This window comes from Allomesorhizobium aridi (genome assembly GCF_043769475.1).
Classification (GTDB): domain Bacteria; phylum Pseudomonadota; class Alphaproteobacteria; order Rhizobiales; family Rhizobiaceae; genus Allomesorhizobium.
The window spans coordinates 1,844,550-1,864,976 of the sequence record NZ_CP171729.1 but is presented as its reverse complement, the minus strand read 5'-3'; the positions used below and the strand labels follow the sequence as shown (position 1 = coordinate 1,864,976).

Genomic DNA, 20,427 nt, shown 5'->3' with positions numbered 1-20,427 from the left:
CCGAGAATCAAACGGAAAACAAATCCAGAACAAACACTATATGTTCCAGTTGTGTTCCGCAACCTTTTAAATTTTAATGAATCCGTTGACGATTTGTTCAGCGTAGCATCAGCACGTCGCACGGAGCACCGGCATCGGCGGCCGCTGCGAGCGGTTGGCGCACGATCAGCGCGTTGGCGTCGGCGAAAATCCTGAGCATCGAAGAATCCTGCACGCGGAAGGGCGTCGCCACCGGAGCGTCGGGGCCAGCGTCCACCACGGCGCGTATATAGTCCTGGCGCATATCGTTGGCGGGCAGGGCGGTCCCCAGCACGGCCTGGCGCATGTCCGGCTGATAGGGGCGGCCGCCCAGCCGCGCCACCAGCGGCTTCAGGAACAGATGCGAGCAGACCAGGCTCGCCACAGGATTGCCGGGCAAGCCGAGGCAGCGCGTGCCGCCGAGCCGCCCGAACATCAGCGGCTTGCCCGGCCGCATTGCGATCTTCCAGAAGTCGAGCGCCATGCCTTCGCCGGTCAGCACGTCATGGATGAAATCGTGGTCGCCGACGGACGCCCCGCCGAGCGTCACGATCACGTCGGCGTGCGCCTCCATGGCCTCCTGGACGAGCGCCGAAATCGCTTCCCTGCGGTCCGGCGCGATGCCGAGGTCGAGCACCCGCGCGCCCACCGACTGCGCGATCGCGGCGACGCCGAAGGCGTTGGAGGCGATGATCTGGTCCGGCCCCGGCTCGCTGCCCGGCGGCAGCAATTCGTCGCCCGTCGCGATGATCGCCACCAGCGGACGCCTGACCAAGCGAAGCGCGGCGTGATTGGCGGAGGCCGCCAGCGACAGCGCCGCCGCATCGAGCACGCGTCCCGGTTCGAGCAGCCGGTCGCCCTCGGCGAAATCCAGGCCCTTGCGCCTTATGTGCCGGCCGGCCGCGACCGTTTCCGTCACCTCAACGCCGTTCTCGCCGACGCTGCTCGTATTCTCCTGGATGACGATCGTATCTGCGCCTTCCGGCATCGGCGCGCCGGTGAAAATCCGCACCGCCTGTCCAGGCTCGACCTTGCCGTCGAATCGCCGCCCGGCCGGGGCCGCGCCGATGATCTCGAGTTGCACCGGCACCTTTGCGACGTCCGCGGCGCGCACGGCGTAACCGTCCATGGCCGAGGCGTCGAAGGGCGGCTGCGTCCGCAGCGCCATGACCGGTTCGGCGAGCACGCGCCCCGCCGCTTCGGCCAGCGGCACGGTTTCCGCTTCGCCGGGCGCCGCCCCATCGAGCAGCCGCTGAAGGGCTTCTGAGACGGGCAGCAGCGCCATTACGCGCCCGCCCGGTAGTCGCCGGACTTGCCGCCGGTCTTTTCCACCAGCCTTATCCCGGAAATCTCCATGCCCCGGTCGACCGCCTTGGCCATGTCGTAGATGGTCAGGCAGGCGACCGACGCAGCGGTCAGCGCCTCCATTTCCACGCCTGTCTTGCCGGTGACGCGGGCGAGTGCGACGACGCGCAGGCCGGGCAGGGCGGGTTCCGGCTGGATGTCGATGGACACCTTGGTGAGCAGCAGCGGATGGCAGAGCGGGATCAACTCATGCGTCTTCTTGGCCGCCATGATGCCGGCGATGCGGGCCGCGCCCAGCACGTCGCCCTTTTTTGCGTCGCCGGCCATGATCATGCGCAGCGTCTCGGGCAGCATGATGACGAGCCCCTCGGCGATCGCCGTCCGCTCGGTTTCGGCCTTGGCCCCGACATCGACCATATGCGCCTCGCCCTGCGCGCCGAGATGGGTGAGCTTCTTTCCGCCGGCCATGACTATCCCTCGGCGGCGACGATTTCGCCGGTAAGCAACGCGCGTGTCGCCGCCGCCACGTCCGCCTGCCGCATCAGGCTTTCGCCGACCAGGAAGGTGCCGATGCCGCTCCGCGCCAGCCGCTGGCAATCCTCATGAGCGAAGATGCCGCTTTCGCCGACCAGATGCCGGTCGCCCGGCACGAGTTTCGCCAGCCGCTCCGAGGTTTCCAACGACACGTCGAACGTCCGCAGGTTGCGGTTGTTGATGCCAATCAGCCGCGACGAGAGTTTCAGCGCGCGCTCCGTCTCGGCCTCGTCATGCACCTCGACCAGCACGTCCATGCCGAGTTCGAACGCGGTTTCCTCGATCGCGCGGGCATCGTCGTCGTTGACGCTCGCCATGATGATCAGGATCGCATCGGCCCCCCAGGCGCGCGCCTCATGGACCTGATAGGGATCGAACAAAAAGTCCTTGCGCAGCGCCGGCAGTTTGGTCGCATGCCGCGCCGCCGTCAAAAATTCCGGCGCGCCCTGGAAGGAAGGCGCGTCCGTCAGCACGGAAAGACAGGCCGCGCCGCCCTGTTCATAGGCGCGCGCCAGCGCCGGGGGATCGAAGTCGGCGCGGATAAGTCCCTTCGACGGGCTCGCTTTCTTGATCTCGGCGATCAGCGCGAGTTGCCCGGCCTTCCGCTTCGCCTCGAGCGCCGCCAGAAAGCCGCGCGGCGCGTCCGTGTCGCGCGCCGCCTTCTTCAGCTCGGAAAGCGGCATGCGCACCTTGGCGGCGGCGATCTCGTCGCGTTTGTAGGCCTCGATCTTTCGCAAAATGTCGGCCACGTCTTTATCCGTTAGATACCTTGACCAGCGCGTCGAGCACGCCCGCCGCACGGCCATTGTCGATCGCGGTCGCAGCCTGCCTGACGCCGTCCGCCAGCGTTTCCGCCTTGCCGGCCACCACCAGCCCCGCGCCCGCGTTCATCAGCACCGTATCGCGATAGGCGCCGGGCTGGCCGTGCAGCATATCGCGCAGCGCCTTGGCGTTGAAGGCCGCGTCCCCGCCGCGCAGATCTTCGCGGGCGTAGCGCTTCAGGCCGAACTCCTCGGGCGTCAGCACGAAACTGCGCACCTCGCCGCCGTTCAGCTCGCAAATCTGCGTCTCGCCGGTCGTGGTGATCTCGTCGAAGCCGTCGCCATGCGCCACCCAGGCCCGCTCCGCGCCCAGCGTCTTCAGCGTCTCGGCCACCGGTCCGACCCATTCGGGGGAGAACACGCCGACCATCTGGCGCTTGACGCCGGCCGGGTTCGAAAGCGGCCCGAGCAGGTTGAAGATCGTGCGGGTGCCGAGCTCGGCCCGGATCGGTCCGACATGGCGCATCGCCGGGTGATGCGCCGGCGCGAACATGAAGCCGACGCCTGCTTGCCGGATGCAGTCGCCGATCTGCTCGGCGGTCAAGTCGATCTTGATGCCGAGCGCGGTCAGGACGTCGGCCGCGCCGGTCTGCGAGGAGAGCCCGCGATTGCCGTGCTTGGCCACTGGCACGCCGCAGCCCGCGATCACGAAGGCCGAGGCCGTCGATATGTTGACGCTGTGCGAGCCGTCGCCGCCCGTCCCGACGATATCTATCGCGCCGGCAGGCGCCTCGACTCGCAGCATCTTTTCGCGCATCGTCGCGACTGCGCCCGAAATCTCGGCGACGCTTTCGCCGCGCACCCTCAGCGCCATCAGGAAGGCGCCGATCTGGCCGGGCGTCGCCTCGCCCGACATGATGATGTCGAACGCGTCCTTCGCCTCCTCGAAGGTGAGGGCGTCGCCCGCGGCGACCTTGGCGATATGCGGCTTCAGCGTGCTCATGGCGGTTAGAAGGCCAGCGCCTGGTCAATCGCATTGCGATTGACCTCCACCTCGTACTGCGTCTGCAGCCGCGCCACCAACTGGTCGAGCAGGTCGTTCGCAAGGCCGGACGAGAACGAAGCCTGCGCGTCCTCCGGCACGGATTCGGGGCTGGCGCCGGCCGGTTCGAACACTTCGGTCACCTTGAACAGTATCTGTCCGTCGCCTGTGGGCGACTGGATCACGCCGCTGCCGCCCTCCGCGACGCCGAACATGGAGGCCACGCCTTCCTTGCCGAAATCGGCGTCGTCGGCCTCGCGCTTAAGGCCGCGCTTGGTCTGCTTTTCGAGCGAGAGTTCGGTCGCCACAGCGTCGAGTTCGGTTCCGTCCTTCAGCCGTTTTTCGAGCTCCGCCGCCTTTGCCGCCAGCCGTTTCGTGGTTTCCCCGGCGATCCAGTCGGCGACGACCTTTTCGCGCACCTCGTCAAGCGTGCGATCGCGCGCTGGCGTGATGCCCTCGACTTCGTAGAATACAAAACCATTGGAGCCGGTGTTCACGGGCGGGTTCTCGACATTGGCCTCGGTCTCGAACGCCGCCTGAAGCAGTTCGCGCGATTGCGGCAAGTCGGCGTGGACGCTGCCGTCCGGCAGCTGCCCCGCGCGGTCGATGGCCTCCACTGTCACCACCTCGAGCTTGAGCTTGGCCGCGGCTTCGCGCAGCGATTCGCCCGCCGCGCGCGAGTCCTCGTAAGAATCATGAACGTCGAGCAGGACGCGGTTTGCCTCGGCGAGCGCCAGATCCTTGCGGATCTCGGGAGCGACCTCCGCCTGCGGTCGCACCACTTCCGGCTTGATCTCGGTCACGCGCAGCAGCACCGGGCCGAATGCGCCCTTTACCACGGGGCTGACCTCGTTTTCGGCAAGCGCGAATGCCGCCTCCGCCACCGCCTTGTCGGCCACCTTGTCCTTGCTGAATGTGCCGAGCAGCGTATCGGCCTGCGTTTTTCCTTCCGCGGCCACAAGCTTTTCGAATGTCGCGCCGCCCTTCAGCGAATCGAACGCCGTCTGCGCGGCTTCCGGCGTCTTGAAAATGAGCTGCTCGATCGTCCTGGTTTCCGGCGTGGTATAGCGCGCCTTGTTCTGTTCGTAGTCGGCGGCCACCTGTTCGTCCGTTATCGCGCTTTCGTCGGCGATATCCTCAGGCTCGAGCTTGACGTAAGAAATCTTGCGGTATTCGGGCGCGGCGTAGTTGGCCTTGTTTTCCCCAAACCACGCCGACAGCACCTCGTCCGAGGGAGCCGCTACCGGCTCCACCAGCGCCTTCGGCAGCACGATGTATTCCGCCGTGCGGTCTTCTCCCCGATAAAGCGCGACCGCGCGCAGGAACGTGTCGGGCGCATCGAGCCCGTCGGACACCGCCTCCACGATCTGCTGGCGCACGGCCACCTGGGCGCGGTTGTTGAAATAATCTTCCGGCCGCATGCCGATCTCGCGCAGCACATAGTCGAATTGCTGGCGGCTGAACTTGCCGTCGGGTCCCCGGAATGCCGGATCGTCCGCGGTCAGGGTGGCGAGGCGGTCCTTGGAGAGGCCGAGGCCGAGCTTGCGCGCCTGCTCGTCCAGCACTGCGCCGGCGACGAGCTGGCCGAGAACCTGGTTGTCGATGCCGAGCGCCGTAGCCTGCTCGCGCGACAGCCGCTGCCCGAACTGCTGCGACATGACGTTCACCTGGCGATCGTAGGCGAGGCGGTATTCGACGGGCGAAACCGACGTCCCGCCGGCGGTCACCACGGCGTCGCCGCCGATGACGCCAAGCATCGATCCCGAGATTCCCCAGACCGCAAAGCTCAGGACAAGTATGACAAGCAGGAGCTTGGCGACCCAGGTGCCGGCGGCATTTCGCAGCGTATTGAGCATGTTCACTTCCGATTTTCGCGCATTTTGGCATGCGCTTGTCTGAACAAAGGGCAATAGCGTCCCTTAAGGCCAGTGTCGATTGCTTTGTCGTCTGATTTTGATAGTGAGGACGCCAGCCCGTGCCGCATATCTGGAGGAAACGATCGCCATGACGACGCCTGGAGTCCGCCCGCTTGTCGCCGGCAACTGGAAAATGAACGGCACCAGCGCCTCGTTGAACGAGTTGCGAGCGATCGGCCACGGCTTCCTCGGCGGCCTCGATTCCGAGACCGAGGCGCTGGTCTGTGTTCCGGCCACGCTGCTTGCGCGTGCGGCCGAGGTGCTTTCCACGACGCCGGTCCGCCCCGGTGGCCAGGATTGCCATGCCCAAGCCAACGGCGCTCACACCGGCGACATCTCGGGTGAGATGCTGAAGGATGCCGGCGCCACCCATGTCATTGTCGGCCATTCGGAGCGCCGCGCCGACCATCATGAGGACGACGCCGCCGTCCATGCCAAGGCCGAGGCCGCATGGCGCGCCGGGCTCGTCGCCATCATCTGCATCGGCGAAACCCGCGACCAGCGCGACGACGGCGAGACCCTCTCCGTGCTGTCGCGCCAGATTGCCGGCTCCATCCCCACAGCGGCCACGCCGGCCAACACGATCGTCGCCTATGAGCCGGTCTGGGCGATCGGCACCGGCTTGACGCCCACCGCGCTCGATGTCGCCAAGGCGCATGCTCACATCCGCGCCGAGCTTGCCGGCAAGCTCGAAGCCGAATCCGCGAGGAAAATGCGCATCCTCTACGGCGGCTCGGTCAAGCCCTCTAACGCTGTCGAACTCCTCTCCGTCGCCAATGTCGATGGTGCGCTGGTCGGCGGCGCCAGTCTCAAGGCGGCCGATTTCCTCGGCATCGCCGAGGCTTACCTGTCGATCTGAACATCGCGCCGAGTACTCGCGAAATCACGCCTGACTGAGAACGTCGACAATCGGGCAATCAGGCGCTGTTCCGCCTTCGCAATGTGCCGCTGTGTCGGCCAGCGTCCGCTCCATGCGCCGCAGATCGGCGATCTTGCGCCGGATGGTCTTCAGATGGGCCAGGGCGGCTTCCTGGATCTGGCCGCAGGTGTACCCGCCCTCGACCATGCCTAGCAGGTTGCGGATCTCATCAAGGGTAAAGCCCAGTTCCCGACTGCGGCGGATGAAGACAAGCCGCTTCAGGTGGGGATGTGAATAAATCCGGTGCCCGCCCTCGGTGCGGGGTGGCTGCGGCAGAAGCCCGATCTTCTCGTAATAGCGCACCGTCTCGATGTTGACTCCCGTGCGCTGAGACAAGTCACCGATGCCAAATTCGTGATAAGCGGCCAACAAAAATCTCCTTGCACCTGTAGTGACTACAGACTCTAGAAACTCCTGCAGCTGGTCAAGGGAGCTTTTCCGATGAACGAAGTTGCCAATGCAGAACCCGCGGACGTGGAGATCAGGCCGGGCGTCCGGAGGCCGGACTGGTCGGTCGTTACATTGCCTGCCGCAGGCGAAGCTCTTCGCGCACGCTCGTCGTCGCGCTCGGGCCTGATCGATTGTTGGCTTGTGGCTCTGAACCCTGCGGAAGACCTCGTCTGGCGGCGCGCCCTCGTGCTTTTCGCGGACCTCGGGCGCGCTCCGCGAACCGCCGAAATCGCGGCCGACGCGCGCCTCGGGGAGGAGAGCGTCGGGCACATCCTCAAGACCCTGCAGCATCACGACCTCGTGGGCCTCTTCGAGGGCGACGGCCGCATTGTCACTGCCTATCCGTTCACCGACCGAACGACGGGCCACATCGTCAACCTCGGCGCTCGCAGGCTGAACGCGCTTTGCGCCATCGATGCACTCGGGGCTGGAGCGATGCACCAGCGGGATGCTGTCGTTGAATCCCGCTGCCGCGTTTGCGCCGGCCCGATCCGGATCGCCACGGCCGATTTGGGACGAGCCGTGAGCACGATCTCTCCGCCTGAGACGGTCGTCTGGTACGACACGTCATACGATGGCAGCGCCGCCAGTTCCTGCTGCACGAGAATTGCGTTCTTCTGCTCGGACGGGCATCTGAACGGATGGCTTCGGGCATCAGGCGGTCGGAGCGGGCGGCGTCTGTCCGTTGAAGAGGCTCTTCAGGTCGGTAGGGCGCTTTTCGCGCCCGTTCTCGCCGAAGCGACTGCCCCACGCGAGGAGAAATCGGAGCGGCGCCGGATCGCGCAAGTGTGATCGAAACCGACTTGAACCTGTAGCTGCTACAGGTCTCACACTGGCAATTGCACAGGCGCGGAAGGTCACAACGTGACGAACAGCCGAAACGAAATCCTGCAGGCGGACACAGGCAGCCAAGCGGCCCGGCAGAGGCTGGCGGTGGCCGGAGGACTGCTGGGAGCACTTGCGGCCACCTCATGCTGCATCCTGCCGCTCGTGCTGTTCAGTCTCGGTGCCGGCGGCGCATGGGTCGGCAATCTGACGGCGCTGGCGCCCTATCAGCCCATTTTCGTCGCGTTGGCCCTCGGCTTTATCGGCTATGGCTATTGGCTCGTCTATCGCAGGCCAACGGCGGCTTGCGCGAAAGGCGATGCCTGCGCCCGTCCTCTGCCGAAGCGGTCGGTCAAGCTCGGGCTGTGGGCCGCGACGTTCATCATCGCCGCCGCACTAGCGTTTCCGTTCGTCGCGCCGATCCTGCTCGAAATCTGAACCGGAGATGAAAATGAAGACATCTTCTCTCGCGTTGGCAGCCCTGCTGCTGGCCACCTTTCCGGTCATTGCTGGCGAAAAGACCGCTACGCTCGCGGTCGAGAACATGACCTGCGCGGCCTGTCCTTACATCGTGAAGCAGTCGCTCGCCGGTGTGCCGGGTGTGATCCGTGCCGAGGTATCCTTGGAGAGCAAGACGGCCGCCGTGACCTTTGATGACACGGAAACGGACCTGACCCTCATCACCGCCGCGACAGCCGCAGCGGGCTTTCCATCGCACCCGACCGAAGGTCTGGCTAATGAATGACCGAAACCTGCTGAGCATCATCACCTGCCCGGGCTGCGGGCATCGGGAAACCGAAACGATGCCAACCGACGCCTGCCAGTTCTTCTATGACTGCAAAGGCTGCGGCGCGCTGCTGCGCCCGAAAGACGGCGACTGCTGCGTATATTGCTCTTATGGCTCCATCCCGTGCCCTCCGATCCAGGAAGCCCGGCAACGCGGGGCAACCTGGGAATGTTGCTGATGTTCGCACATTGATGTCGTCACATTGCAAAGGTGCTGTCGTTCCCCATATTCGGGGCGGGCTTGGAAATGCCACGAAACCATTGTAATGAGCCGCCTCCTATCGCGGGGCTCGGCCTCGCCAATCAACCCCTGCCAGGTGAAGTATATGGAAACCGTAGTCATCGTCGTTCATCTGATGATCGTGCTTGCCCTCGTTGGAGTCGTGCTTTTGCAGCGCTCCGAGGGCGGCGGTCTCGGCATCGGCGGCGGCTCCGGCTTCATGACGGCACGCGGCGCCGCCAACGCGCTGACCCGCGCTACAGCGATTCTGGCGGTCGCCTTCTTCGCCACGTCGCTGACGCTTTCGATCATCGCCCGCTATGGCGAACGGCCGATCGACATTCTCGACCGCGTTCCTGCAACCGGCCAGGACGGCGGTGCTGGCGTGCTCGACCAGCTCGGCGGCTCCGATACCGCGCCTGCCGCTCCCTCGACCGGCAACGGTGCGCCGACGCCGCCGACCGGCAATGATGCGGCCACGCCGCCGGCTGCTCCCGCCGCGCCGCAAGTTCCCAACCAGTAATCGCTCCATGCTGCGCCGCACTGTGATCGAATAGGCACAGTCGCGGCAAATGGCGCTGCAAAGCGCGTTCCGAAGGCTTTGGCGCGGTCCAAGACCTTGAGCCGGCGTGCTTTAATCGTTTATAGATCGCGAAGCGGGAGTGTTGGCGCTCCGGGCGCATAGTCTTGCGCCGGCATAGACCGCGTCTACTCTTTCAGGATCGCATCCATGCATATTCGCAGCCTTATCTTCCTGGGCCTCTGCGCCGCTATCGGCATGTCCGCGCCTGCCTTCTCGGAAGCGCCGGCCAAGACCTATCTGTTCTCCTCCAAGGCGGCCAAGGCGGCCGAAGCCGAGGCCAAGGCTGCGGAACAGGCCCCCAAGAAAAAACTGACCGCCAAGGAAAAGGCCAGGCAGAAGGCGCTGGCCAAGGCGAAGGCCAATGAAGAGGCCAAGCTCGCGGCAGCCGCGAAGGCCGAGGAAAAGGCCAGGACCGCCGCGAAAGCCAAGGCCGCCGAAGAGAAGAAGGTCGCCAAGCTGAAGGCCGTCGAGGCGAAACAGCTCGCCGCCCGCGCCAAGGCCGATGCCGCCGCCCAGCGCAAGCTGGCGAAGGCGCAGGCCGCCGAAAAAGTCAGGCAGGCCGAACTCGCCCAGTTGACCTCGCATGAGGTCGCGCGAACAGGCAACAATGGCGAATTGCGCAGCGAGGCGGTCGCCCAGCCGCAGCCCGGCTTCTTCCAGGCGCTGTTTGGCGGAGCGCCGCAGAGCCGCATGCTTCCGCAGACCCGTGCGCTCGACGCCGTGCTCGAACAGAAGCAGGCCAACAGGAAATTCAGGGTCAAGTCGGATTTCGAGCCGCAGTCGGTCGCCTTCTCGGGTTACAGCCGCGGCACCATCGTCATCGACACGTCCTCCCGCTATCTCTACCTCGTCGAATCATCCTCCAGCGCCCGCCGCTACGCCATCGCGGTCGGCCGGGAAGGCCTCGAATTCAAGGGCACGGCCAAGGTCGGCGACAAGCAGGAATGGCCGCGCTGGATCCCGACCATCGACATGCAGAAGCGTGAGCCCAGGAAATACGGCCAGTACAAGGACGGCATGCCCGGCGGCCCCGAAAATCCGCTCGGCGCGCGCGCCATCTACCTCTACCAGGGCAAGAAGGACACGCACATCCGCATCCACGGCACCAACCAGCCGCAAACGATCGGCACCAACTCGTCCAACGGCTGCTTCCGCATGGTCAACGACCACGTCATGGACCTCTACGGCCGCGTGAAGGTAGGCACCCAAGTCGTCGTCATGTAGCCGCGACTTTCGCGTCAGCAAAAGGCCGGCGCGCACGCCGGCCTTTTTGTTTGCGCGGACAAATCCCATCCAGCGCCTGCAGGAAAAACCGCTTCTGGCGGTTTTTCCTCTGGCGGAATCAATCCCGGAGCGTTAAGCGATAACTCCCATGGCGCGATATGTATTCATCACCGGCGGCGTGGTCTCCTCCCTTGGCAAAGGCATTGCGGCAGCCGCCCTCGGCGCGCTGCTGCAGGCGCGCGGCTACCGCGTGCGGATCCGCAAGCTCGATCCCTACCTGAACGTCGACCCCGGAACCATGTCGCCTTACCAGCACGGCGAGGTCTTCGTGACCGACGACGGCGCGGAGACCGACCTCGATCTCGGCCATTACGAGCGCTTCACCAACCGCTCGGCCAACCAGAGCGACAACATCACCACCGGCCGCATCTACAAGAACATCATCGAGCGCGAGCGGCGCGGCGACTATCTCGGCGCGACGGTGCAGGTCATTCCGCACGTCACCGACGAGATCAAGAATTTCATCCTCGACGGAAACGACGACTACGACTTCGTTCTCTGCGAGATCGGCGGCACCGTCGGCGATATCGAGGCGATGCCGTTCCTCGAAGCCATCCGCCAGCTCGGCAACGACCTGCCGCGCAACAACGCCGTCTACGTCCACCTGACGCTGATGCCCTACATCCCGACCGCCGGCGAGCTGAAGACGAAGCCGACGCAGCATTCGGTCAAGGAGTTGCGCTCCATCGGCATCGCGCCCGATATCCTGCTGGTGCGGGCAGACCGCGCCATTCCCAAGGAGGAGCGCAGAAAGCTTTCGCTGTTCTGCAATGTCCGCGAATCTGCCGTGATCCAGGCGCTCGACGTCGGCCACATCTACGATGTGCCTATGGCCTATCACAGGGAAGGGCTCGATTCGGAAGTGCTTGCCGCCTTCGGCATCGACCCGGCGCCAAAACCGCGCATGGAGCGGTGGCAGGAGGTCTCGAGCCGCATTCACAATCCGGAAGGCGAGGTGACGATCGCCGTCGTCGGCAAATATACCGGCCTCAAGGATGCCTACAAATCGCTGATCGAGGCGCTGTCGCATGGCGGCATGGCCAACCGCGTGCGGGTAAAGCTTGACTGGATCGAATCGGAGATATTCGAGAAGGAGGATCCGTCGCCCTGGCTCGAAAAGGTCCACGGCATCCTGGTTCCCGGCGGCTTTGGCGAACGCGGCTCCGAGGGCAAGATACTGGCGGCCAAATTCGCCCGTGAGCGCAAGGTGCCGTATTTCGGCATCTGTTTCGGCATGCAGATGGCCTGCATAGAGGCTGCCCGCTCGCTTGCCGGTGTCGAAAACGCTTCCTCGACCGAATTCGGTCCGACGGAAGAACCTGTCGTCGGCCTGATGACCGAATGGCTGAAGGGCAACATGCTGGAAAAGCGCCGCGAAACCGGCGATCTCGGCGGCACGATGCGGCTCGGCGCCTATGAGGCGCATCTCGGCAAGGGATCAAAAATCGCCGAGATCTATGGCGATACGGTGATCTCCGAACGCCACCGCCACCGCTACGAGGTCAATATCGACTACAAGGAGCGGCTGGAGGGATGCGGGCTGGTCTTTGCCGGCATGTCGCCAGACGGCGTGCTGCCGGAAACCGTCGAATATCCCGACCATCCCTGGTTTATCGGCGTCCAGTATCACCCCGAACTGAAGAGCCGCCCGATGGAGCCGCACCCGCTCTTCGCCAGCTTCATCAACGCCGCCGTAGAGCAGTCGCGGTTGGTTTGAGGCCCGCCCGGCGCAGCCTCTATTGGATCAAACGACCTGCGATGCCGCCGACATCAATTCCTCGCGGCTCGGCGCGCCGAACATGCGGCGGCCGCCTTCCGGAACCTCGGTGAAACTCCAGCGCACGACGCCGTTGCGATCGAGCAGGAACTGACCGAACAGCTGGCCCTGTCCTGTGGCGATCATCCGCTCGTCGTCCTCGGTGATCTCGTAGCCGTCCTTCTTGTTGAGGATATCCGACGCGGTCATGGGGTCCATCGGCTCAGGCAGTTCGCCTGGCATGTTCATCCGCATCGTCATCGCATCGGCTGCGCTCATCTTGTACGGCCATTCGGTCTCATTCTCGGTGAATTCGAGGTTGGGCAGGCCGAAGGCGCGGTGCGAAGTCCGCTCGGGATCGGATGCCGCCAGCAGGTCAGGCATCGGCCGATAGCGGAAATAGAGGCGAGCCCGCTCGATCGGCGTGTTGACGACGGCAAGCGATTCGACGCCCTTTTCGCGCAACTCCCTGTCGAGTTGCGCCTGGGCTGCGATGTGCCGCCGGCAGAACGGGCAATGCAGGCCGCGGAACAGGCCGATCAAAAGCGGCTTTTGCCCGCGATAGTCATCGATTGCTATTTGGCCCTCCCGCGTGATCGCTTCGAGCACGATGTTTGGTGCGCGGTCGCCCGGCTGCAGCGGACCTTCGGAATGATGTTCGGACATGTCCAGTCTCCTCCACCCGGCTAGTCAAGAAACGGCAGCACGACCAGCCCTTCGGGATCGAGCCCGTGCTGGGCGCATACGTCCTGCGCCAGGGAAAAATACCGCTCGGCCTCGGCCATGTCGCCAATGTCGAGGCTCAGCGTGGCAAGGCCATCATAGCACGGAAACAGCATCTGCGGCTCGCCTGTTTCCCGCGCCACCTCGAGTGCCTCGTTATAACAGCGGGCGGCAAGTTCGGGTTGTGCATGACATTGATGTATCTGCCCGAGCACGATCAGGGGAACGGGCAGGTGCTCGCGCTGGTCGAGCGCGCGGTCGAGTTCGATCGCCTTTTCGGCAGCCGGAACGCCTTCGTCGCCGCAGCGGTCGGTGAAGGTGCAGCTGGCGACCGCAAGGTTGGCCAGAAGGCGGGCCTGGAAGCCGAGGTCGCCGATGCGGCGAGCCACCTCCAGACCGCGCTGGCAAACCTCAATGGCCCGCGCCGGATCGATCACCGTATAGAGCACGCCCAGATTGGCGTAGCCACGGCAGGCGGCGCTGAGAAGGCCGGCCTCTTCCGCCACAGCCACGCTTCGTTCGACCTCCCGGACCGCTTCGCGGCTGCGTTCCAGCCGCGCCAACGCTACTCCCTTGGTGTTGAGCGCCTCGGCCGTGGCGCGCGCCGCCTCCAGCCGCGTCTCCGGATCGGCGCCCGACGGCAGCATACGCGCGCTTTCCAGCGCATCTTCCGCCCATTTCACCGCCGCGGCGTGCTCGCCGGTGCGAAACGCCAGGCGGCCGCGCTCCTGGAGAAGAAGCGCCTGCTCGATCCGCGCGTCCGTTCCCTCCAGCAGTAGACCCGCCTCGGCGTAGTGCGCCTCCGCCTGGCTCCGCTTGCCTGCGTCCCAGAGCAGTCGGCCGAGCTTGCGCAATATCCGCGCAGCGCCGCTGCGGTCGACAGCGGTCTGGTGCGCTGCCAGCACTGTGCGGTAGTGCCCGTTGGCCTCGTCGCGCCGGCCGGCCGAGCCGCAAAGATCGGCGATGCGTTCGCACAGCGAGAGCTTGGTTTCGCTGTGATCCCGTTCTTCGGAAAGGGCGGTCAGCGCCTGCTGGTAGAGGCGCATCGCGTCGTCGTTTGCATAGATCGCGCGCGCCCTGTCGCCTGCCGCGCGCAGGTAGCGCGCGCCCTTTGGCCTGTTCGCGCTCAGGCTGAAATGGTGGCCGAGCAGCAGCAGGTCTTCGAGCCGTTCGGGTTCGGTTCCGTCTGATCTCTCCAGGGCTTCCCCGACCCGCCCGTGCATTTCGGTGCGCCGCTGCAGGAGCAGATTCTGGTAGATCACATCGTGGAGCAGCGTTTGCGTGAAGCGGTAGGATTGCGACGCGATCGAGTTCGCGCCCGCGATCTCCTCGATGATCTCGGCGTCGCAAAGGAGATCGAGTCCGGCATCGATCTTGTTCGGGTCGCCGGCTGAAACCGCGCCGAGCAGGGCCGCGTCGAAGCGCGGCCCGAGCACCGCCGCCTCCTGGGCCAGCCTGCGCACCTCGGGCTGCAGCCTGTCCATCCGGGTAAGCAGCATCGCTTGGATGCTCGCCGGAATTTCGGCCGCCGCTTCGTTCGCGGCGACCTGCCAACGAGGTCCGTCGCGCACCAGAACCCCGCTTTCTATGAAGCCGCGCACGATTTCCTCGACGAACAGAGGGTTTCCGCCCGCACGCTCTAGAATGAGGCTGCCGAGCTTGTCCGATATTCCGCTCCAGCCCTCGCCGAACAGGGAAGCGAGAAGCTTCTGCCCATCCATGTCGTCGAGCGGAGCCAGGCGCAGCGTGGTCTGGCTGATCCGGCTCGATTCCATCTGTTCCGTCTCGAGCGTGGGGCGGTGTGTGAATAGAAGCATGAGCGGCCGCCGCTCCAGCCGGTCCATCAGGAACCGAAGCGCTTCCAGCGACACCGCATCCGCCCAATGCAGATCCTCGACGATGATCAGGAGCGGGCCGAGCGCCAGCCGCCTTTCGAAAATCGTGCGGATCGCGAAGAATATCTGCCTGCGCAGCTGTTCCGGCTGCACATGCCGCAGCGCGCCGTCCGGGTCGCCGAGGCCGATGACATGGAACAGCAGCGGCGTCAGGCGGCCCGTATCTTCCTCGTTCAGGCCAAGTTCGCCCAGGAGCGCGACGAGCTTTGTCCGCGTTTCGTCGAGCGGGTCGCCTTGTCCCATGCCGGCGGCACTCCGCACCACGGCTGCAAGCGTGCCGTAGGACTGTTCTCCGAGCGGGGAGCAGGTGGTCTGCCGCACGGTAACGCCGGCAAAGCGGTCGTCATCGCGGATGCGGGCCGTGAACTCGTTCACGAGGCGCGATTTGCCGATGCCGGCCTCTCCGACCAGCCGCACCAACTGGGGTAGACCGCGGCACGCCAGATCCAGGTTGGCGAGCATCCGTTCGAGCTCCGCATCGCGCCCGATCATGGAGGCGCTGAGGCCCAGGGCCTCCAGCCCGCGCGCCGGGCGAGGGTTCTCGCTCAGCCCCTGCAGCCGGTATACCGCCGTGCTGCCGGTTTTCCCCCGCAGGGCGGTCTCGCCAAGCGATTCGAAGGAGAATGCATGCCGCGTGAGGCGCTGGGTCAGCGGACCAACCAGCACTTCGCCGGGTGAGGCCATCGATTGCAGGCGTTGTGCGGTGTTCACCGTGTCGCCCGTCACCGAATAGGATTTGGCGTTGCCGGCGCCGAATCCGCCTGTAACCACCGGCCCGGTATTGATCCCGATATGCAGCATCGGCGGCAGGCCAGACCGCGCCCGCCACCGTTCCTCCATGCCGGCCGCCCGCCGCGCCATGTCGAGCGCCGCGCGAAGCGCACGCTCCGGATCGTCTTCATGCGCGACCGGCGCGCCGAAGAGGGCGAGAAGGGCGTCGCCGATGAACTTGTCGACGAAGCCGCCGAAATTCTGCACGGCCTCCGTAAGTTCCTCGAACAATTCGTTCTGCAGGGTCCGCAGGAGTTCCGGATCGATCTGTTCGGAAAGCGCGGTAAATCCGCTGAGATCGGCAAACAGCACCGTGACCGTGCGGCGGTCGGCATCCGCGGCGGGCAGCGCGTAGGAGGGGCTAGCACGCGCAACCTCGCGAGCGGTGGCCGGCGCCGGCGTGTGCGCGCGGCCGTTCAAGCCGCGCGGTCCGGGATCCGGCTTCGCGTTTGAAGCCAATGCCAAGTCGGCGCGGGCGCCGCATTTTGGGCAAAAGGCGAAATCGGCGGGACACAGATAACCACATCCGGGGCAGGGTTTCGATTGCCTGACGCCGCATTTGGGGCAGAAGGCGAAACCGCTCTCGACTTCAAAACCGCAACCGGTGCAGTTCATCGATGACGACCCCCGCAGGATCACCCGGCGGCGATGATATCGAAAGCCCCAGGCTCTCCAACAATGGACCCGCGATCGCAAACCGGCAAGCGGCGCATCGAAGCGCCGTCTGAAGCTTCTACTCGCCACCTCCGCGCTTCGGCACCCACAGCGGTGCCGTCGATCCCCCGAGGGGACCGCCGAAGGCGGTGGAGGCGACCTATCTTCACACATGGGGTAATCGCGGGAGCGAGTCGCCCGATGGCCAGAAGTGGTCACGCTATTTGAAGAGCAGGTGGTTGTTCCCCGATAGGATGGAAGTACGGGCTCACGACTGGACGCCGGGCCCAAACATCGAACGGAGAACAACCATGAGCGAATATATCGGTCTCGACGTGTCGTTGAAAGAGACGGCGATTTCTGTGCGGCGTGACGGCAAGAGGATCTGGCGCGGCAAATGCCCGTCTGATCCGACCCTGCTCGCGGAAATGCTCCGCAAACGAGCGCCGACGGCAAAACGGGTGGTGTTCGAAACCGGTCCTTTGTCAGTGTGGTTCTATCACGCTTTGAGCGCAGAAGGGCTTCCGGCGATCTGCATCGACGCTCGGCATGCCAAAGCCGCGCTCGACATGGCGCCGAACAAAACGGACGCCAACGACGCCGATGGCTTGGCGCACCTGGCCGAGGTCGGCTTCTACCGCGAGGTCCGGGTGAAGGGTTATGACAGCATGCTGGTCCGCACGCTGGTGGCCGCGCGGACCAGACTGGTCAGGATCACGACCGAGCTCTCCAATCAGATCCGCGGGCTTATGAAGACATTTGGGCTGATCGTTCCCCCGAGCAAAGGCGGCAAGTTCGAAGACAATGTCCAACGCCTGCTTGCCGGTCAGGAAGAGCTGGCGCGTATCATACTGCCGGTTCTTGAGGCTTGGCGCAGCGTGCGCATCCGTGCCGCCGAGCTTGGGCGGCAGCTTGTCGCCAGCGCACGGCAGAGCGAGGGATGCCAGTTGCTGATGTCGATCCCAGGGGTTGGCGCGGTCACCGCAACCTCGTTCACAACCGCCATCGAGGATCCCGCAAACTTCAAGAAGTCGCGCTCGGTCGGTGCTTGGTTAGGTCTGACGACCCGCCGCTACCAATCCGGCGAAGTCGACTATGACGGCCACATCTCCCGACGTGGCGACCCCCATCTACGCGGGCTGCTCTATGAAGCAGCGACCGTGATCCTGACGCGCACCTACGCTGATAGCGATCTACGTACATGGGGACTGAAGCTGAGGGAGAGGATCGGCTTCAAGCGTTCCGCTGTTGCCGTGGCGCGCAAGCTGGCCGTCATTATGCATGCGATGCTGAAATCGGGTGAGCTGTTCAACCGGACAAGCAGCGTCATAGCCTGACACAGCAAGCTCACATGCGCCTGCCCTAAGGCGCGCCGAGGCGTCCCTGCCGGGACGTGGACGAACCATTCCGCCGAGGCCGTTGCACCTTCGAGCCACTGTGCCCGTGGCGTGCGCTTCACACAATGGAAGGTTCACCCGCGAAGCCCCATCATGCGGCGACTTGCATGTCGACCGCGAAGACGACACTGCTCCCGGCAAACGACGGCCTCGACATCCAAAAAGGGCTTGCATTTTACCGAGCGATTAGACGACGGCCTCCACGCGAAACGCTCGCCACCGTCCAGAACCGCCAGCCAGCGCCTCCCCCGTGGACAAACCGATCCCATCCTTGCCGATTTTTGCCGCCGTCGAAAGTTCTTCTGTTTGATTTCAAGCGCTTGGCGGTTTGGCAAAAGAATCTTTTGTCCCACAGCATCGTCGCTCCCTCATAATCCTCGGCATCGCCCTTGCGGGAACCGGTTCCGGACCGGGGATCGGTAGGGCGGCGGTGACCTCTCCCCGTGGATTCGGTTCCCACGGGCCTGAGGGCGTCCAACGGGCCGGCATTCCGAGCGAAGCGTCAATGCTTCGTGAACGGAAGGCGGATCATCCGCGCGTCATTGTCCATGGAAAGAACATGGAGCGGGGCGCGTGACCGGTCGACCGGGGCGACAGACACCGGCGGGGCGCGGAAGCTGCGCCACGTATTTCAGTTTCGGCAGGCAAGGCCATGCGCCCCGCTTCCCGACTCCTGAAGCCCTGAGTTCATCGAAGGGTCAAAGGGCTCGCAATGGCCAGACGCGAAAGCGGGCGTGGCGATGATGAAGCGCGCCTCTTCCTTCTCCCCTTGTGGGAGAAGGTGGATTGGCGCGAAGCGCCAGGACGGATGAGGGGTGCTGGATGGAATGAGGCGGAGAACAAGGTTCTTACAAATGTCGAAGCGTGGACAATCCTCAACGTGGCGCTCCGTCCAACACCCCTCATCCGACCTCGCTCCGCTCGGCCACCTTCTCCCACAAGGGGAGAAGGGGAGAAAACGTCTCGCACTGCCGCACCGACCCCCACCCCGGCGCTACGCACCGATAAGAGGGAGGGATGCGCCCCGCGCCACCCAAAATTCGCCCCGCCCGCCGCGCCCGTCTTGCATCAGCGAAGGATGCGGTTTACCCCCTGCACCGGCTATCCGCCGCCGTTTCGAATGGTGACTCATGCTCGATATCAAATGGATTCGCGAGAACCCGAAAACCCTGACCGAAGCGCTGATGAAGCGCTCGTGGTCCGCAGAAGACGCGCAGGCGACCGTCGATGACCTGATCCTCAGGGACGAGGCGCGCCGCGCCCATCTCGGCGAGCTGCAGGTCAAGCAGGAGCGCCGCAACGCCGCCTCGCGTGAGATCGGCAATGCCATGCGCGCCGGCGATTCCGCGCTTGCCGAGCAGCTCAAGGCCGAGGTCGCCGAGATCAAGAGCTTCATCCAGAACGGCGAGGCGCGCGAGCGCGAGCTCGACAAGGCGTTGAACGACGCGCTGGCGGTGATCCCGAACATGCCGCTGGATGACGTGCCGGTCGGCGCCGACGAGCACGCCAATGTCGAGAAGCGCACATGGGGCGCGGAACTGATCTCCGCCCGCCAACCGCGAATGGGCAACAAGCCGAAGGAGCACTTCGAACTCGGCGAGGCGCTCGGCCTGATGGATTTCGAGCGCGCGGCGAAACTTTCCGGCAGCCGGTTCACGGTGCTGAAGGGCCAGCTTGCGCGGCTCGAACGCGCGCTCGGCCAGTTCATGCTCGACCTGCACACGACCGAGCACGGCTATCAGGAAGTGCAACCGCCGCTGATGGTCAATTCGGCAACGATGTATGGAACGGGCCAGTTGCCGAAGTTTGAGGAGGATCTGTTTGCAACGGACAAGAGCAATCCGTTGAAGGAACAGGTTCGAATTGGGCTTGAGCGAGCCGAAGAACGAGCACGCAACGAAGGATTTGTAGGGCAGGCGTTTCAGGACAGGCGCAACGAGTACTTCGTTGAGGAAGCCAACAAGGTTAGGGTCGAAAGACTTTACCTCATCCCCACCGCCGAGGTTCCTTTGACGAACCTCATCCGCGAAGAAATCACGCCGCGCGAAAAACTGCCGCTGCGCATGACGGCTCTCACACCCTGCTTCCGCTCGGAAGCCGGCTCTGCCGGCCGCGACACCCGCGGCATGCTGCGCCAGCATCAGTTCTACAAGGTCGAGCTGGTTTCGATCACCGACGCCGAATCCGCGATCGCCGAGCACGAGCGCATGACGCAGTGCGCGGAAGAAGTGCTGAGGCGCCTCGAACTGCCGTTCCGCACCATGACGCTCTGCACCGGCGACATGGGTTTTGGCGCGCGCAAGACCTACGATATCGAAGTGTGGCTGCCGGGCCAGAACGCCTATCGCGAGATCTCGTCCTGCTCGGTCTGCGGCGATTTCCAGGCCCGCCGCATGGACGCCCGCTACAAGGCGGCCGGCGAGAAGCAGACCCGCTTCGTCCACACGCTGAACGGCTCGGGCGTGGCCGTCGGCCGCGCTCTGATCGCCGTCATGGAAAATTACCAGAACGAGGACGGCAGCGTAACGATTCCTGAAGTGCTCAAGCCCTACATGGGCGGGCTCGAAAAGATCGGACGGCCCTGAAAC

18 protein-coding genes and 1 pseudogene are annotated in these 20,427 nt (G+C 64.8%); 11 read left to right on the top strand and 8 right to left on the bottom strand.

Features of this window, described 5'->3' with window-relative positions; translation table 11 throughout:
* Positions 1 to 97 precede the first annotated feature (97 nt).
* The 5 genes from glp to ACG873_RS11135 are packed head-to-tail and all read right to left on the bottom strand — an operon-like array spanning position 98 to position 5,516.
* Positions 98 to 1,303 carry a gephyrin-like molybdotransferase Glp gene (gene glp / locus ACG873_RS11155; protein ID WP_394891766.1) on the bottom strand — a complete coding sequence of 402 codons (1,206 nt, stop codon included), beginning with the start codon at positions 1,301 to 1,303 and terminating at the stop codon, positions 98 to 100.
* Positions 1,303 to 1,791: a cyclic pyranopterin monophosphate synthase MoaC gene (gene moaC / locus ACG873_RS11150; protein ID WP_394891765.1), complete on the bottom strand. Its 489-nt coding sequence runs from the start codon at positions 1,789 to 1,791 to the stop codon at positions 1,303 to 1,305. The genes glp and moaC overlap by 1 nt, the downstream gene beginning before the upstream one ends.
* Before the next feature lie 2 nt (positions 1,792 to 1,793).
* A complete protein-coding gene (trpC, locus tag ACG873_RS11145) occupies positions 1,794 to 2,606 on the bottom strand; it encodes an indole-3-glycerol phosphate synthase TrpC (protein ID WP_394891764.1) in 813 nt (270 codons plus the stop codon).
* 4 nt (positions 2,607 to 2,610) lie between these two features.
* Entirely contained in the window at positions 2,611 to 3,621 is a 1,011-nt protein-coding gene (gene trpD / locus ACG873_RS11140; protein ID WP_394891763.1) for an anthranilate phosphoribosyltransferase, read from the bottom strand.
* Between the two features lie 5 nt (positions 3,622 to 3,626).
* Positions 3,627 to 5,516 carry a peptidylprolyl isomerase gene (locus ACG873_RS11135; RefSeq protein ID WP_394891762.1) on the bottom strand — a complete coding sequence of 630 codons (1,890 nt, stop codon included), beginning with the start codon at positions 5,514 to 5,516 and terminating at the stop codon, positions 3,627 to 3,629.
* 148 nt (positions 5,517 to 5,664) lie between these two features.
* Between ACG873_RS11135 and tpiA the strand changes: the two genes are divergently transcribed.
* Complete coding sequence (gene tpiA, locus ACG873_RS11130) at positions 5,665 to 6,435, top strand: triose-phosphate isomerase (protein WP_394891761.1); 771 nt, start codon at positions 5,665 to 5,667, stop codon at positions 6,433 to 6,435.
* A gap of 24 nt (positions 6,436 to 6,459) precedes the next feature.
* Here the strand turns inward: tpiA and ACG873_RS11125 are convergent, their stop codons facing one another.
* On the bottom strand, positions 6,460 to 6,864 hold the full coding sequence (locus tag ACG873_RS11125; protein ID WP_394891760.1) for a MerR family transcriptional regulator: 405 nt from the start codon (positions 6,862 to 6,864) through the stop codon (positions 6,460 to 6,462).
* A 72-nt stretch (positions 6,865 to 6,936) separates the two neighbouring features.
* Between ACG873_RS11125 and ACG873_RS11120 the strand changes: the two genes are divergently transcribed.
* The 7 genes from ACG873_RS11120 (at position 6,937) to ACG873_RS11090 (ending at position 12,360) form a co-directional block, all read left to right on the top strand.
* Complete coding sequence (locus ACG873_RS11120; protein ID WP_394891759.1) at positions 6,937 to 7,737, top strand: alkylmercury lyase family protein; 801 nt, start codon at positions 6,937 to 6,939, stop codon at positions 7,735 to 7,737.
* 72 nt (positions 7,738 to 7,809) lie between these two features.
* Complete coding sequence (locus ACG873_RS11115) at positions 7,810 to 8,208, top strand: mercuric transporter MerT family protein (protein WP_394891758.1); 399 nt, start codon at positions 7,810 to 7,812, stop codon at positions 8,206 to 8,208.
* Between the two features lie 13 nt (positions 8,209 to 8,221).
* Positions 8,222 to 8,515 carry a cation transporter gene (locus ACG873_RS11110; protein ID WP_394891757.1) on the top strand — a complete coding sequence of 98 codons (294 nt, stop codon included), beginning with the start codon at positions 8,222 to 8,224 and terminating at the stop codon, positions 8,513 to 8,515.
* Entirely contained in the window at positions 8,508 to 8,735 is a 228-nt protein-coding gene (locus ACG873_RS11105) for a GDCCVxC domain-containing (seleno)protein (protein WP_394891756.1), read from the top strand. Before ACG873_RS11110 ends, ACG873_RS11105 begins: the two co-directional genes overlap by 8 nt.
* Positions 8,736 to 8,882: 147 nt before the next feature.
* Complete coding sequence (gene secG, locus ACG873_RS11100; RefSeq protein WP_394891755.1) at positions 8,883 to 9,299, top strand: preprotein translocase subunit SecG; 417 nt, start codon at positions 8,883 to 8,885, stop codon at positions 9,297 to 9,299.
* 207 nt (positions 9,300 to 9,506) lie between these two features.
* A complete protein-coding gene (locus ACG873_RS11095; protein ID WP_394891754.1) occupies positions 9,507 to 10,583 on the top strand; it encodes a L,D-transpeptidase in 1,077 nt (358 codons plus the stop codon).
* A 148-nt stretch (positions 10,584 to 10,731) separates the two neighbouring features.
* Positions 10,732 to 12,360, top strand: coding sequence for a CTP synthase (locus ACG873_RS11090; protein ID WP_394891753.1), 1,629 nt, complete (start codon positions 10,732 to 10,734; stop codon positions 12,358 to 12,360).
* Between the two features lie 27 nt (positions 12,361 to 12,387).
* Here ACG873_RS11090 and ACG873_RS11085 read toward each other — a convergent pair whose 3' ends face one another.
* Positions 12,388 to 13,065, bottom strand: a complete 678-nt coding sequence (locus ACG873_RS11085) for a peroxiredoxin-like family protein (RefSeq protein ID WP_394891752.1) — start codon at positions 13,063 to 13,065, stop codon at positions 12,388 to 12,390.
* A gap of 20 nt (positions 13,066 to 13,085) precedes the next feature.
* A complete protein-coding gene (locus ACG873_RS11080; protein WP_394893454.1) occupies positions 13,086 to 16,403 on the bottom strand; it encodes an adenylate/guanylate cyclase domain-containing protein in 3,318 nt (1,105 codons plus the stop codon).
* A gap of 350 nt (positions 16,404 to 16,753) precedes the next feature.
* Here ACG873_RS11080 and ACG873_RS11075 point away from each other — a divergent pair, with 350 nt between their 5' ends.
* The 3 genes and pseudogenes from ACG873_RS11075 to serS all read left to right on the top strand — a co-directional run bounded on the left by ACG873_RS11075 (position 16,754) and on the right by serS (position 20,424).
* Positions 16,754 to 17,779 carry an IS110 family transposase gene (locus tag ACG873_RS11075; protein ID WP_394893452.1) on the top strand — a complete coding sequence of 342 codons (1,026 nt, stop codon included), beginning with the start codon at positions 16,754 to 16,756 and terminating at the stop codon, positions 17,777 to 17,779.
* Positions 17,780 to 18,969: 1,190 nt separating this feature from the next.
* Positions 18,970 to 19,668 (top strand): annotated as a pseudogene (locus tag ACG873_RS11070) (serine--tRNA ligase); the annotation flags it as partial.
* Positions 19,669 to 19,683: 15 nt separating this feature from the next.
* Positions 19,684 to 20,424: a serine--tRNA ligase gene (gene serS, locus ACG873_RS11065; protein WP_394893450.1), complete on the top strand. Its 741-nt coding sequence runs from the start codon at positions 19,684 to 19,686 to the stop codon at positions 20,422 to 20,424.
* Positions 20,425 to 20,427 lie beyond the last annotated feature (3 nt).